The 13,187-nt window shown below is 72.4% G+C and carries 11 protein-coding genes; 6 read left to right on the top strand and 5 right to left on the bottom strand.

What is annotated here, in order from left to right; genetic code table 11:
* Positions 1–8 precede the first annotated feature (8 nt).
* The 3 genes from ACLZN2_RS27120 to mgrA are packed head-to-tail and all read left to right on the top strand — an operon-like array spanning position 9 to position 2,556.
* Positions 9–902 (top strand): nucleotidyltransferase domain-containing protein, encoded by an 894-nt coding sequence (locus ACLZN2_RS27120; RefSeq protein ID WP_416981743.1) that lies wholly within the window; start codon positions 9–11, stop codon positions 900–902.
* On the top strand, positions 899–1,462 hold the full coding sequence (locus ACLZN2_RS27125) for a hypothetical protein (protein WP_416981744.1): 564 nt from the start codon (positions 899–901) through the stop codon (positions 1,460–1,462). Before ACLZN2_RS27120 ends, ACLZN2_RS27125 begins: the two co-directional genes overlap by 4 nt.
* Positions 1,463–1,512: 50 nt before the next feature.
* A complete protein-coding gene (gene mgrA / locus ACLZN2_RS27130; protein ID WP_416981745.1) occupies positions 1,513–2,556 on the top strand; it encodes an L-glyceraldehyde 3-phosphate reductase in 1,044 nt (347 codons plus the stop codon).
* A gap of 114 nt (positions 2,557–2,670) precedes the next feature.
* Here mgrA and ACLZN2_RS27135 read toward each other — a convergent pair whose 3' ends face one another.
* Complete coding sequence (locus ACLZN2_RS27135; RefSeq protein ID WP_416981747.1) at positions 2,671–4,002, bottom strand: alpha/beta fold hydrolase; 1,332 nt, start codon at positions 4,000–4,002, stop codon at positions 2,671–2,673.
* Between the two features lie 560 nt (positions 4,003–4,562).
* Between ACLZN2_RS27135 and ACLZN2_RS27140 the strand changes: the two genes are divergently transcribed.
* Positions 4,563–6,116: an MFS transporter gene (locus tag ACLZN2_RS27140; protein WP_416981749.1), complete on the top strand. Its 1,554-nt coding sequence runs from the start codon at positions 4,563–4,565 to the stop codon at positions 6,114–6,116.
* A 5-nt stretch (positions 6,117–6,121) separates the two neighbouring features.
* Here the strand turns inward: ACLZN2_RS27140 and ACLZN2_RS27145 are convergent, their stop codons facing one another.
* Positions 6,122–6,826: a 2-phosphosulfolactate phosphatase gene (locus tag ACLZN2_RS27145; RefSeq protein WP_416981750.1), complete on the bottom strand. Its 705-nt coding sequence runs from the start codon at positions 6,824–6,826 to the stop codon at positions 6,122–6,124.
* 246 nt (positions 6,827–7,072) lie between these two features.
* Between ACLZN2_RS27145 and ACLZN2_RS27150 the strand changes: the two genes are divergently transcribed.
* Positions 7,073–10,015 (top strand): glycosyl hydrolase, encoded by a 2,943-nt coding sequence (locus ACLZN2_RS27150; protein ID WP_416981751.1) that lies wholly within the window; start codon positions 7,073–7,075, stop codon positions 10,013–10,015.
* A gap of 17 nt (positions 10,016–10,032) precedes the next feature.
* Here the strand turns inward: ACLZN2_RS27150 and ACLZN2_RS27155 are convergent, their stop codons facing one another.
* Both ACLZN2_RS27155 and ACLZN2_RS27160 read right to left on the bottom strand, forming a co-directional pair.
* Positions 10,033–10,950, bottom strand: coding sequence for an SGNH/GDSL hydrolase family protein (locus ACLZN2_RS27155; protein WP_416981753.1), 918 nt, complete (start codon positions 10,948–10,950; stop codon positions 10,033–10,035).
* Positions 10,951–11,108: 158 nt separating this feature from the next.
* A complete protein-coding gene (locus ACLZN2_RS27160) occupies positions 11,109–11,996 on the bottom strand; it encodes an oxygenase MpaB family protein (RefSeq protein WP_416981754.1) in 888 nt (295 codons plus the stop codon).
* A gap of 264 nt (positions 11,997–12,260) precedes the next feature.
* Here ACLZN2_RS27160 and ACLZN2_RS27165 point away from each other — a divergent pair, with 264 nt between their 5' ends.
* Complete coding sequence (locus ACLZN2_RS27165; RefSeq protein ID WP_416981928.1) at positions 12,261–12,506, top strand: WhiB family transcriptional regulator; 246 nt, start codon at positions 12,261–12,263, stop codon at positions 12,504–12,506.
* A gap of 8 nt (positions 12,507–12,514) precedes the next feature.
* Here ACLZN2_RS27165 and ACLZN2_RS27170 read toward each other — a convergent pair whose 3' ends face one another.
* Complete coding sequence (locus ACLZN2_RS27170; protein WP_416981755.1) at positions 12,515–13,123, bottom strand: TetR/AcrR family transcriptional regulator; 609 nt, start codon at positions 13,121–13,123, stop codon at positions 12,515–12,517.
* Between the last annotated feature and the right edge of the window lie 64 nt (positions 13,124–13,187).

Raw genomic sequence — 13,187 nt, forward strand, 5'->3', positions numbered from 1 at the left:
GCGCCCCGATGATGCGCGAGTACGGATTCGTGCGGACCCGCAAGGCCGTCTACCGGCTGTTCGGCCGGCATCACCCTCCCGGAAAGGCCCTGCTGCTTCTGCGTTACCACCGCTCGGCCGGACGCTGGCACAAGCCCGGCGTCTTCGAGGCCGAGGTGATGTCGGGGGCCGTGCTCGACCTGTACGACGTACCCCTGCGCCCCGTCCACCACTACGGGATCGCACTCGGTGTGGCACCGCTGGACTCGGACACCGTCACCGGGTACTTCGACCCGCTGGCCGCGGTCCACGGATCCGCCGCCCCCTCCCTGTGCCGGGCGGCGGGGCTGGCCGAGGGAACGGTGGGTGTCACGGGATCACGCCTGGTGGGCCTCGCCCACCGGAACTCCGATCTGGACCTGGTCGTGTACGGGCCGGACGGGCCCGCGGCCGGGGCCGAGATCCTGAGAACGAGTTCCCTCTCGCAGGAGCGGGCGGCCGAAGTGTCGTCCACCATGCGGCGGATGCGTTCGCTGAACGGAATCCCCGTGCCGCGCGAGACCGAACGGAACATCTTCAAAGGAGTGGTCCGCGACGGCGCAAGGGAGCGCAAGCTCGATCTGCACTACGCGGAGAGCGACGAGGACGCCACCTCGCTTCCGCTGCCCGCCAGTCTCCCGGTGGGGGAGCGGCACCTTCGGCGGGTGACCGTCGTCGATGCCGGGCGGCGGCATCTCTTCCCCGGCCAGCTGGAATGCCGGACCGCGGACGGCCGGGCGTGCGCCGTGTGGATCAATGACCACGTGCTGAGCCTGCTGCTCCCCGGAGACCGGTTCTCCGCGGTGTGCACCGAGGTCAGGATCGAGCCGGACGACGCCGCGCAGTATGTCGCCCGGACCGTCACCGAGGTCGCCCTGCGATGACAGCCGGGAGACTCATCGCCTTCGAGGGGCTGAACGGTGTCGGCAAGACGACACTGGTCCGAGGGGTCGCGCAGGCGCTCGCCCTGCCCCGTACCGCCACCCCGCCGGCCAACGCCTCCGCCGTACGCGCCGCCTTCGACGAAACCCCCTTCTCCGAAGCGGCGTTGCTCTTCTATCTGAGCTGGGTGAAGCACACCAGTGACAGACTGGCGGCGGGCGATCTGGGCCCGGTCGTGTTGTGCGACCGCTATGCGGCCTCCACCCAGGCCTATTTCACCGCTGCGGGAGTACCCCTCGCCGAGAGGCTGATCGGCAGCCTCGACATCGTTCCGCCCGCGCTCACCGTCCTCGTCACCGCCGACGAGCCGGTTCGGGTGGCGCGGCTCGGGACACGCGACCGCCGCAGGGCGATCGACAGGGCAACCTGCGACGACGATTTCCGTACCGTCGTTCTGAACGTCTACCGATCCCACAGCCCGCTCTGCGAGGTCGATTCGACCACGTGCCCGCCGCGGGATCTGATCGCCCGAACCGCCGAGCGGATCCGTGGTTTTCTGTGAGGCAGTGACCTGTGAGGCAGTGACCGCCGGACTTCTTGGGAGACCCCTTCATGACCCATGTCGCGAACCCGGAGCGCTACGACAACGGCATGCTCTACCGCCGCACCGGACGCTCCGGACTCGACCTCCCGGTTCTGTCCCTCGGGTACTGGCACAACTTCGGTGACGACCGGCCGTTCGAGAAGCAGCGTGAGATCGCCCTGCGCGCCTTCGACCTCGGGATCACCCACCACGATCTGGCGAACAACTACGGTCCCCCCTACGGCTCCGCAGAACTCAGCCTCGGCCGCCTGATGAAGCAGGACCTGCGGCCCTACCGGGACGAACTGGTGATCTCCACCAAGGCCGGATGGGACATGTGGCCCGGCCCCTACGGGCAGGGCGGCGGCTCGCGCAAGTACCTCCTGGCCTCGCTGGACCAGTCCCTCAGCCGTATGGGCCTCGACTACGTCGACATCTTCTACTCCCACCGCCTCGACACCACCACGCCCCTCGAAGAGACCATGTCGGCGCTGGCCACCGCGGTGCACCAGGGCAAGGCCCTCTACGTCGGCATCTCGTCCTACGACGCGGACCGCACCCGCGCCGCCGCGGGCCTGCTGCGTGACATGGGGACGCCGCTGCTCATCCATCAGCCGTCGTACAGCATGCTCAACCGCTGGATCGAGACCGACGGTCTGCTGGACGTCACCCACGAGGAGGGGGTCGGCGTCATCGGATTCACGGCCCTGGCCCAGGGGATGCTGACCGGGCGCTATCTCGACGGCGTCCCCGAGGACTCACGGGCGGCGCAGGGCACGTCGCTGGACGCGGCATGGCTCTCGGACGACATGGTGAGGCGCCTGCGTGCCCTCGACGACATCGCGGCGCGGCGCGGACAGACGCTGGCGCAGATGGCCCTCGCCTGGGCGCTGCGCGACCCGAGGGTCACCTCCCTCGTGATCGGGGCCTCGCGGACCGAGCAACTGGACCAGAACGTGGCCGCGCTGAAGAACCTTCACTTCAGTGACGAGGAACTCGCCGAGATCGACCGGTACGCCACCGACGCCGGCGTCGACCTGTGGCGGGACGCCCGGCTCGGCAAGCTCGGCTGACACCCGGGATACCGACTCGTCCTCGGCCATGCCCCCCGGCCCAGGGCTGCCGCAGGGGGAGCGGAGGACCGCGGACCGCGGACCGCCGCTCCCCCTGCGGCCGACGTCACGACGTCAGGGCTTGAACGGCAGCGTCGAGCAGTTCGACGACGCCGGCTCGCCCGCGAGCCGGTCGGTCAGCCACGAGATCGCGTCGCCCTGGTCGGTGAGCAGGGGCGCGAAGTGGTTGAGCAGCGCCCGCCCCAGACTCGGCAGCACCACCGGCTTGTACGTGACGTCCACGCCCTTCGCGCACCAGGCCACGGCGAGCGCACGCGCCTGCGCATGCGGTACGAGATCGTCGGCCGTGCCGGTCGCCAGCCGCACCGGAGACGTCGGTTTCCGTGTGCCGATGCGCTGGTCGGTGAGGAACGTCTGGAGCGCGGGCTCCTCCTCGACGATGTCGCTGATGGAGCTCCCGTCGGTGGTCCAGGAGGTGCTGCGGGCCGAGTTGTAGGCGAGCAGGGCGTCGCCCACGCACATGGTCGACAGATCCTTCAGAGCCGCCTTGCCGGCCGCGTTCAGACGGGCCTCCGCGATCGGCTTCAGCTCGGGGTCGGACTGTACGAACCCGTTGACCGACCAGCCGAGCGCACCCGCCAGATCGCTGCCGTCGATGGCCCGGGTGACCGCGGCCAGGTCCGCGGGCGGGGCCCCGGTGTACGTTCCGGCGAGGGTGACGTCGGGGGCGTAGACGGGCTGGAGTTCGGCGGCGGCCGCCGTGGCCCCGCCGCCCTGGCTGTAGCCGTACAGCGCGACCCGGGAGGCGGTGGTGAGCGACGTACCGGTGAGGGAACGGGCCGCGCGGACGGCGTCCAGGACGGCATGGGCCTCGTCGACCCGGTTGACGTACGTGTGCAGCCGGTCCGTCGCGCCCAGCCCGGGGTAGTCGGTGACCACGACGGCGATACCGCGGGCGAGCAGCCGGTAGATCGCCAGGTTCTCGTAACCGACCGACAGGGTCTGCAGGTTGACGGTGAGCGGACGCTCCAGTCCGAGGGAGGCGGCGCACTGGTCGCCCTGCCCCATCGTGCCGGGGGCCACCGCGACCAGCGGACGCGCCCCGCCGCCCCGCCAGGCGGCCGTCGGCTCGATGTAGGCGCCGGTGACGGCGACGGGCCCGCCGGCGGAGTCCGTGGACTTGTACATCAGCCGGGTCGCCGTACCGGGCAGCGGGCCGTCGAGGCCCGGCAGGCTCAGCGCGAGGGGGAGGGGTTCGGTGCGGACGAGGGTGCCGTCGGCCGCCGGGAGGGGGGCGGGCGGGTTGTAGAACGTGGGGATGGTGACACCGCGCGAGACCACGGCATCCGTGTCCGTGTCGCCGGCGGCGGTGGCCGGGACGGCCGTCGTGCCGAGGCAGGCGGCCACGGTCACGGCCGCGGCCAGCAGTCTGGTGGGGGCGGGCATGGCGGACCTCCGGGGGAGAGGGGAGGCCCGAGCCTTTCTGTGCGGCTCGGGTGGGGGACGGCACGGAGCGCCGGTCGTCCCAACCGCAGCCCCGTACCGCTCTTGGACGAACTGTCAGGACCGTACCGACCGCCGGGTTACCGCGGGTACTGGTCGGTAGGTTACGGTTCGGTAATATGACTGCGGGTGCTCGGAGGACCACTCACCACACGCGCTCCGACCTCGTGGACTCGGTGACTTCGCAGGGTGGCGAGCCGACTGTGGACGCGGTGCCAACGAACCGTGGACCGTCAGCCAACGACATACCACCCGCATCTGCCGCATCCTGGTGATCAACCGCGGCACGGATACCCGCGGTGCCGGTGCCGGGCCAGGACTGCGGGGGAGTCCTGGCCCGGCACCGCTGTACCGGCTCACAGGCCCGGCCCCCGGACGACCGCGCGGTGATCGAGTGGTGACGGTCCGGGCGGGGGCGTACGGTCGAACGGTGGATCCGGCCATGGACACCACCGTCCACGGTCACCTCACTCCGGCCCGCTCCGGGCGGGCGACACGACGTCATGAGCAGCGCTCCGCAGCCGACCCCCGCGACCGAGACCACCGCCCGACAGAACGGCGGTGGCGGACACGCGATGGCGCTGCTGGTCATCGCCTCGTGCCAGTTGATGGTGGTCCTCGACATCACCATCGTGAACATCGCGCTCCCGGACATCCAGCGCTCCCTGGACTTCTCCACCACGAGTCTGTCGTGGGTCGTCAACGCGTACACGCTCACCTTCGGCGGGCTGCTGCTGCTCGGCGGCCGGGCCGGGGACATCCTCGGCAGACGACGTGTGTTCATCGTCGGCGTGCTGCTGTTCGTGCTCGCCTCCCTGCTCGGCGGCCTCGCCCAGAACGAGGGCCAACTCCTGTCCGCACGCGCCCTGCAGGGCGTCGGCGGAGCCATCGCCTCCCCGACCTCGCTCGCCCTGATCAGCACCACCTTCCGCGAAGGCCCCGAACGCAACCGGGCCTTCGGGGTGTTCGCCGCGGTCTCGGCGGGCGGCGGCGCGATCGGCCTGCTCGCCGGCGGCATCCTCGTCGAGTACCTGAACTGGCGCTGGGTGCTCTTCGTCAACGTCCCCATCGGCCTGCTCATCGCGCTCGCCACCCCCCGCTACATCAGGGAGTCCGAGCGCCACCCCGGCCGCTTCGACCTCGCGGGCGCCCTCACCTCCACCGTCGGCATGGTGCTGCTGGTCTACGGCTTCATCCGGGCCGGACAGGACGGCTGGCGCGACCCCCTCACGCTCGCCTCGTTCGGCGCGGCCGTCGTCGTCCTCGCGGTGTTCATCCTGATCGAGCGGCGCTCCCGGCAGCCGATCACCCCGCTGCACATGTTCGCCGACCGCAACCGGGCGGGCACGTACGGCATCATGCTCTGCCTGGCCGCCGCGATCTTCGGCATGTTCTTCTTCCTGACGCTCTTCGTGCAGAACGTGCTCGACTTCAGCCCGCTCGCCGCCGGCTTCGCGTTCCTCCCGGTCAGCGCGGTCATCGCGGTGGGCGCCGGCCTCGCCTCGCGGTTCCTGCCGACGTACGGCCCCAAGCCCTTCATGGTCGGCGGTGCGATCCTCGCCGCGGCGGGCCTCGGCTGGCTGACGCTCACCGACGTCGACTCCACCTACGCGGGCAGCATCCTCGGCCCCATGCTCGTCTTCAGCCTCGGCATGGGCATGGAATTCGTGTCACTGACCCTGATGGCCCTCTCCAACGTGCCCACGCCCGAGACCGGCGCGGCCTCCGGCCTCCTCAACGCCACCCAGCAGGTGGGCGGTTCGCTCGGTCTGTCCATCCTGGTCACCATGTACGGCACGGCCAGCCGCAACGAGGCGAACGACCAGATCCCCGCCTTCCTCGCCCAGGCCACCCCCGCCGAACGCCTGCGCTTTGAGCGCACCGGCCAACTCCCCGCCCCCTGGTCCGACGAGGTCCTCACCTCCGGCGTCTCGGCCGCCTTCATCATGGCCGCCATCTTCACGGTCGTCGCCGCCCTGATCGCGATCGTGGTCATCCAGGTCCGCCCCTCGGACCTGGAGCGCCTGAAGGGCGCGGCGGGTCCACCCGGGGGCTGACCGGCTCAGTCGCTCGGACGCAGCACGACGCGCCCTTCCTCCACCGCGGCGGCCATGGCGAAGTCGTGCCCGTCCGCTTCCAGGCACAGGGCCGTGTCCTCCGGGTGGATCCCGCGGTAACCGCGCCGGACTCCGTCGGCGAGTTCGGCGGCGCGGACGGAGGCGCCCGCGCGGCGCAGATACGGCGCCGGGTCCGCCGTACGTCCGGCGGTCAGGTCGGCGATGTACCGGGCGCAGGCGAGGTCCTCGTCGGCGTGTCCGTCGTCGCCGGTGATCACGTAAGTCACCTGCCGGGGCCGTACGGCACGCAGGGCGCGGGCGGTCGCCGCGGCCACCGTGAAACCGGCGCACAGCAGCAGCGGGGCGTTCCGGGCGGCGAGGGCGCCGGCCGTCCCGTGGGTCGTCTTCTGCACGAGCGTGCGCCCCGCGAGGTCGAGGGAGCGCACCAGGCCGGGGGAGTTGACGGTGTCGAAGCCCGGCGCGGGCGGGCCGTCCTTGAGCGTGATCCAGTCGGGGTGACGGGACTTGTAGGCACGGGCCTCCTCCAGCGACGCGGCCAGGACGATCCGCTCGGCGCCCCGCGTGAACGCCCAGGCGGCGGTGGTGAAGGCCCGCAGTACGTCGATCACGACGACCGCCGCGGGGCCCTCGGCCGGTGCGGTGATGTCGGCGCCGGCCAGATCGGGTATCCCGATGAAACGTTGCTCCATCACGGCATCATGACCGACCCGGGGCGCCAAGGAGGCGCGGACGCACACCTCTTGACCTTGTGTCAGGGGGCGGCATAACGTTCCGGCGTTTCGAGGAGGGGAATGAAACGATTCAATCACCCTCTTGGTCACGACCCTGGGGAGCGTCCTGTGCCGGAGAGTGTCTCGCCACGCGGTGGTCCGTCGCGCGGTGGTCGGTCGCGCGGTGGTCCGTCCCGCCGTACCGTCCTGGCCGCCGGTCTCACGGTGGGAGCCGTCGCGGCCGTGGGACCGGGAGCCGCCGTCGCGGCCGTGCCGGCCACCGCGCACGGCGGCGGCCCGACCGTCGACTGGTTCGCCGACCCGGCACGCAGCCGGCGGCCCAGATTCCGCTGGTGGTGGCCGGACGGTCTGGTCGACGCCGACGAGATCGCCCGGGAGGTCGACGCGATCGCGGACGCCGGGTTCGGCGGCGCCGAGATCGCCGCCGTGCACCACAGCATCAAGGACAAGTCGGTCCTGGACACGGCCCACCACGGCTGGGCCAGCCGACCGTGGCGCGAGGGCGTCGAGGCGGCCCTGCGCCGCGCCGCCCGCCGGGGTCTCACCCTCGACCTCACGCTAGGCCCCAGCTGGCCCGTCGCCGTCCCAGGACTGACCCCGGACGACGAGGCCGCCGCCCGCGAACTCGCCCTCGGCCGCGTCCAGTTGACCGCCGGAGCGCGCTACGAGGGCCCGGTGCCGCCGCCCGCCCACGCCCCCGCGACCGGCGTGAGCCGCCAACTCCTCCTCGCCGTCCAGGCCGCCCGGATCGAGCCCGCGTACTCCACCCGCAAGGAGACGGGCCTCGACCCCTCCAGCGTCCGCGACCTCACCGCCACCGTCACCGACGCCGGCCTGACCTGGACGGCGCCGGACGACGGCGACTGGGTGCTGATCGCCTACTGGCTGCGCGGCTCGGCCCAGCAGCCCGAGTCCGGCCCCCACTCCGTGCCCGCCGCCCACGTGGTCGACCACCTGAGCGCGGCCGGCACCGCCGCCGTCACCGGCTTCTGGGAGCGGGAGATCCTGACCCCGTCCCTGCGCGGCCTGCTGAGGGCGGCCGGAGGCGCGTTCTTCGAGGACTCCGTGGAACTGGAGACCGACGGGCTGATCTGGACGCCGGGGCTGCCGGAGGCCTTCGAGAAGCACACCGGACGCCCTCTGCTGTCGTATCTGCCCGCCGTGATCCTGAACGGCTCCAACCAGGTGTTCACCTTCGAGGCACAGCTGACCCGCCAGATCCGGCACGACTTCTGGGAGACCGTCTCCGCGCTCTTCAACCGGCACCACGTCCGCGCCCTGCGGGACTGGGCCCACTCGCTCGGCATGAACCTGCGCGCCCAGCCGTACGGCCTGCAGACCGACGCCATCGCCTCCGCCGCGATCCTCGACATCCCCGAGGGCGAGTCCCTCGGCTTCAAGAACCTCGACGACTACCGCTGTCTGGCCGGCGGCCGGGACATGGCCGGGCACACGGTGCTCTCCTGCGAGGCGGGCGCCTACAACGGGTCGGCGTACAGCACCACGTGGGACCGCTTCCTGCGGACCATGGGCGGCGCCTACGCGGCGGGCGTCAACCAGACCGTCGTCCACGGCTTCTCCTACGCCACCGCCCCCGGCGTGAGCTGGCCCGGCTTCGCCGCCTTCAGCCCCTACAACGGCGGGCCCGGCTACGGCGAGTCCTGGGGCCCGCGTCAGCCGACCTGGCGGCATCTGAACGACATCGCCGACTACCTGGGCCGCGTCCACACCGTCCTCCAGGCGGGCACGGCCCGCGCCGACGTCGCGATCCTCCGCCAGACCGGTTACACCGCGACGGGGATCGGCGCCTCCTGGTTCACCGCCACCGGAGTCCCGCTCGGCTGGACCCACCAGTTCCTCAGCGGCCCGCTCCTCGCCCTGCCGAACGCCACCGTGCGCGGCGGCCGCCTCGCCCCCGACGGCCCCGCCTACAAGGCACTGTTCGTCGAAGGCGACTTCTTCCACGGCTCCACCCCGACCCTCGCCCTCACCGACGCCCGCCGACTGCTGGCCCTGGCCCGGGCCGGACTGCCCGTCGTCCTGCTGGGCGCCTTCGACCAGGCGCTCACCCCGGGAGTGCCGGGCGACGGCGAGACCGAACAACTGCGGGACGTCCTCGACCGTCTCCTCGCCCTGCCCACCGTGGTCCGCGTCACCGACAAGGCGGCCGTCGGCGACGCCCTCGCCGGGCTGGGCGTCACCGCCGACGTACGCCACGCCACCGCCTCCACCCTCCTCAACGCCCACCGCGCCACCGAGGACGCCGACTTCTACTACCTGTGCAACGGCAAGCACGCGGAGACGGTCAAACCGCCCGTGGCCGCCGTCGACCACGACGTCACCCTGCGCCGCACCCGGGGCCGCGCGACGGTGCCGTACCTGCTCGACCCCTGGACCGGCCGGGCCGTGCGCCTCGCCCGCCACACCGAGGACGGCGACGACGTCACTCTGCGGGTCGCCCTCCAGCCCGGGCAGGTCATGATCGTGGCCCTCGGCAGCCCCGGCCTCTTCGGGGACCGCCACGGGAGACTCCCGTACGCGGTAGCCACGGACGCGCCTGAAGTCCTGTACGCCGACCAGGGGTTGATGCTCCGTACGGCCGCGCCCGGCACGTACACCACCCGCCTCTCCACGGGCCGTACCGTCACCACCACCGTCGCGTCGGTGCCCGAGCCGATCACACCGGACCGGTGGGAGCTGGAGGTCGAGGACCGGTACCCCGGAGCCGGCCCGACGCGGACCGAACGCGTACGCCGCACTCTCACGCTCGACACCCTGCTGCCCTGGTCGCGCATCCCGGAGCTCGCCGACTCCGCCGGCATCGGCCGCTACCGTACGACGGTCACCCTGCCGAGCGACTGGACGGCCGCCTGCGACGCCCGTCTGGAGCTCGGTGTGGTCGGCGACACCGTGCGGGTCACGGTGAACGGGACGCCCGCGCCGGTGGTCGACCGCCTCCACCCTGTCGTCGAGGTCGGCGCGCTGGTGCGCCCCGGCCGCAACGTGATCGAGGTGGAGGTCGCGACACCGCTCGTCAACCGCCTCCGGGTGACCCAGCCGGCCGTCTTCGGCACCGTAGCCCGGCAGGACTACGGGTTGTCCGGGCCGGTCCGGCTGGTGCCCTACACCCGTAGGGCGCTGGCCTGACCTGACCGGCCCGCGGGTCAGCGGCCGTGCCGCCCCTGGCCCAGGCGGTGCAGCACGGCGTCCGCCATGGCGGCCTCGCCCTTGGCGTTGGGGTGGGCGGGCGCCGCCGGTGAGGCGGGCTGCAGCGGCTCGATCCAACGGTCGGCCGGGGCCTTGCACATGTCGTGCCCGACGGTCGGACCGTAGGTGTCGACGTACTCCGCGTGGGTGCCGCGCGCCACCAGACGCAGCATCAGATTGAGGCGCTTCTCGGTGTCCCGGAGGTAGGGGAAGTCCCCTGACGCGAAGGGCACCGAGGGCGCACAGCCGCTGCCGTCGTCGGGCAGGAGGTCCGGATAGCCGACGACGAGGACCCGCGCGTGCGGCGCCCGCCGGTGCACGTCCCGCAGGACCTGCGCCACCCTGGGTGCCGTCCGGGCGATCGTGACGCTCAACTGGTCGACCCCGGAGGTCCCGTAGTACTTCTGGCACGGGTTGCCGGCCGGATCCTGCGCGGCCAGCCTGGCGCAGGTCCCGATGATGGTTCCGAAGCCGACGTCGTTGCCGCCGATCTGCACGGTCACCAGGTCGGTGTTCCGGCCCACGGCGTCGAGCTGGGCGCCGTTGGTCCCCTGCGCCTTCCACATGTGCTCGGTCGTCGCGCCCGAGCAGCTGACGTCCTTGAAGGGGTTCGCGCCGAGCCGTGCGGCCACGAGCGACGGGTAGTTGTGGTCCGACCGGGCACAATTGGCGTCCACTTGAAGGGGGATGAGCGGCCCGGAGGTGTACGAGTCCCCGAGGGCCACGTACTCCTTGGCCTTGCCCCCGCCCCCGCCGTGCGCCGCGGCGGGCACCTGTGAAGCGGCGACGAGTGCGCAACCACCCAGCACCGCGAGGAAGTCGACCCCTCTGCCGCGCCGTCCGACCGCTGTCCGTCCGCGTCCCTCGCGCTGCATCGCAGCTCCTCCCCCCAGGCCCACACGGGCCGGCCCCGGCGCCTCGAACGGTCGCCCTGCTGTTCGCGGGAGTTTGTATACCGCTCGGTAGGCCGCCAGGGCCAGAGGTGTGACGCGTTGGGTCCGCGTGTTTGTGTGAAATCAGCATCCGTCGCCGGTCAGCCGCCCGGCCCTGTAACGCGCTGCCGGGCCGGTGCCATCGCCCAGCGGATCGTCGCGGTGGTGGCACGGCCGAGGGGCAGCAGGCAGACGTCCTCGACCAACGGAAGCCTGGGCAGCCGCAGTTCCTCGGCGGCCCAACGGGGCAGCAGCGCCACGGCGTTGGCGGCGAGCACCCCGTAGGGGAGCCGGGCGACGAGCGGCACGGGAGGGTGCAGCAGCAGGAACCGGGCCGCCTCCAGGGCCTGTTCGGTGACCGCCAGCTCCGGGCGGTAGGCGGTCAGCCGCTCCGCGAGCCCGTCCCGGTCGCGGGGCGGGGCGGGGACGCCCAGCTCGACGGCGACCCGCGCCATGTCCTCGACATAGCCGTCGCACTCCTCGTCCGGCAGCGGATGCGCGCCGTAGCGCTGATGGGCCCGCAGGAAGCTGTCCGTCTCGGCGACGTGCACCCACCCCAGCAGATGCGGATCCGAGGCGCGGTACGGCTCGCCGCCCGGGGTGATCCCCCGCACCCGCTCGTGCACCGCCCTCACCCGGGCACACGCCTGCTCGGCGTGCTCGGCGGTGCCGTACGTCGTCGTGGCGAGGAACGTGCTCGTGCGCTGAAGCCGGCCCCAGGGGTCGCCCCGGTAGTCCGAGTGTCCGGCCACGGCCGCCATCGCGAGCGGGTGCAGCGACTGCAGTAGCAGCGCGGACAGTCCGCCGATGAACATGGAGGCGTCCCCGTGCACCCGGCGGACCGGACGCTCCGGCCCGAACCAGCGCGGGCCGGGAGTGCCGTGGATACGGGCCCGGCGACGGGCGCCGTCCGGACCGGCGACCCGGGTGAAGAGGCCCTCGCCCAGACGCTCCCGGGGGCCGCGACCCGCGGCTTCGGCCGGTCTCATGGGTGCCGTCACCTCCTGTAGGCCGCTGTGGTACCCGTCCGGGCCGCGGTGGGTGCCCGCCGCCGCCCGCCGCCGTCTGCCGTCGTCCCCGCCGTCGATCGTCCGGAGTCGCGTCTTCCGCGGCCATGGCCCAAACGGTCCGAGGTGCCTATATTTCTTTCTACCTCTGCCGGGTCCGGCGATGCGAACAGCGTCGCGAAACCGGGCTGCCCCGCGGAATCGGCGAAGCGGTCGCCGGAGGTGCCGATGAACTCCTTCCCCTCCATGAACTGGCGTGAGGCGGCGGCCTGCCGTTTCGAGGACCCCGAGCTCTTCTTCCCGATCGGCGAGGACGGCCCGTCCCGGCGGCAGATCGAGCAGGCCCGGGCGGTCTGCCGCCGCTGCCCGGTGATGCGTGTCTGCGGGAACTGGGCGGTCCGGCACGGCGAGCGGCACGGGGTGTGGGGCGCGATGACGGCCGGGGAGCGCCGGAGTCTGCGGCTGACCGGACCCCCGCTGAGCGGAGCCTGACGCACCGGTCAGGGGCGCACGCCCCGCATCAGATTGCCGACCAGACTCGTCGCGAACTCCTCCGTGACGGGCAGGTTGGGCAGCAGCAGCCGGTGGTAGCAGGCACCCCAGAGCTGGTCCACGAGCACCTCGGGATCGACGTCGGCGCGCAGCTCCCCCTGCTCCCGCGCGCGCAGCATCCGCCGGACCGCGAGCTCCCGGCGCGGGCCGGAGTAGCGCTGCAGCAGGGCGGCGGCGAGATCCGGGTCGGTCTGCGCCTGGCCGACCAGCTCGGCGATCACCTTGCCGGCCGGGGTCTCGGTGAGCACCCGCGCGAACGACCGCAGTTGCGCCGTCAGGTCGGCCTCCAGATCGCCCGTGTCGGGGAAGGCCAGCGCGGACTCCACGGCGTGGAAGTAGCCGTCGAGCGCGAGCGCCCCCTTCGACGGCCACCACTTGTAGATCGTGGTCTTGCTGGCGCCGGCCCGCTCGGCGACCGCCTCGATGGTGAACGCGCCCATGCCCTTGTCGAGCAGCAGGGCACCGGCCGCGTCGAGGACGTCGGCGCGCACCTCGTCGGCGGGCCGCCGCCCACGGCCGCGCCGTGCCGGCTGCGCCGGTTCTACTGGTTCCGCCATACGGCGCCGACCTCCCGGGTTCGTCCGACCAGTCCCGCAAGCCCCACCCTGACATATGGACGCC

Origin of the sequence: Streptomyces sp. T028, assembly GCF_048159505.1 — a bacterium.
In the GTDB taxonomy this organism is placed as follows: domain Bacteria; phylum Actinomycetota; class Actinomycetes; order Streptomycetales; family Streptomycetaceae; genus Streptomyces.

Excerpts from the sequence above, each read along its gene's own strand:
- ACLZN2_RS27125 (WP_416981744.1), top strand. The coding sequence starts at position 899 with ATGACAGCCGGGAGACTCATCGCCTTCGAGGGGCTGAACGGTGTCGGC.
- ACLZN2_RS27170 (WP_416981755.1), bottom strand. The coding sequence starts at position 13,123 with ATGGCGGAACCAGTAGAACCGGCGCAGCCGGCACGGCGCGGCCGTGGG.
- ACLZN2_RS27145 (WP_416981750.1), bottom strand. The coding sequence starts at position 6,826 with ATGGAGCAACGTTTCATCGGGATACCCGATCTGGCCGGCGCCGACATC.
- ACLZN2_RS27120 (WP_416981743.1), top strand. The coding sequence starts at position 9 with ATGATGCGCGAGTACGGATTCGTGCGGACCCGCAAGGCCGTCTACCGG.
- mgrA (WP_416981745.1), top strand. The coding sequence starts at position 1,513 with ATGACCCATGTCGCGAACCCGGAGCGCTACGACAACGGCATGCTCTAC.
- ACLZN2_RS27160 (WP_416981754.1), bottom strand. The coding sequence starts at position 11,996 with ATGAGACCGGCCGAAGCCGCGGGTCGCGGCCCCCGGGAGCGTCTGGGC.
- ACLZN2_RS27155 (WP_416981753.1), bottom strand. The coding sequence starts at position 10,950 with ATGCAGCGCGAGGGACGCGGACGGACAGCGGTCGGACGGCGCGGCAGA.
- ACLZN2_RS27140 (WP_416981749.1), top strand. The coding sequence starts at position 4,563 with ATGAGCAGCGCTCCGCAGCCGACCCCCGCGACCGAGACCACCGCCCGA.
- ACLZN2_RS27165 (WP_416981928.1), top strand. The coding sequence starts at position 12,261 with ATGAACTGGCGTGAGGCGGCGGCCTGCCGTTTCGAGGACCCCGAGCTC.
- ACLZN2_RS27135 (WP_416981747.1), bottom strand. The coding sequence starts at position 4,002 with ATGCCCGCCCCCACCAGACTGCTGGCCGCGGCCGTGACCGTGGCCGCC.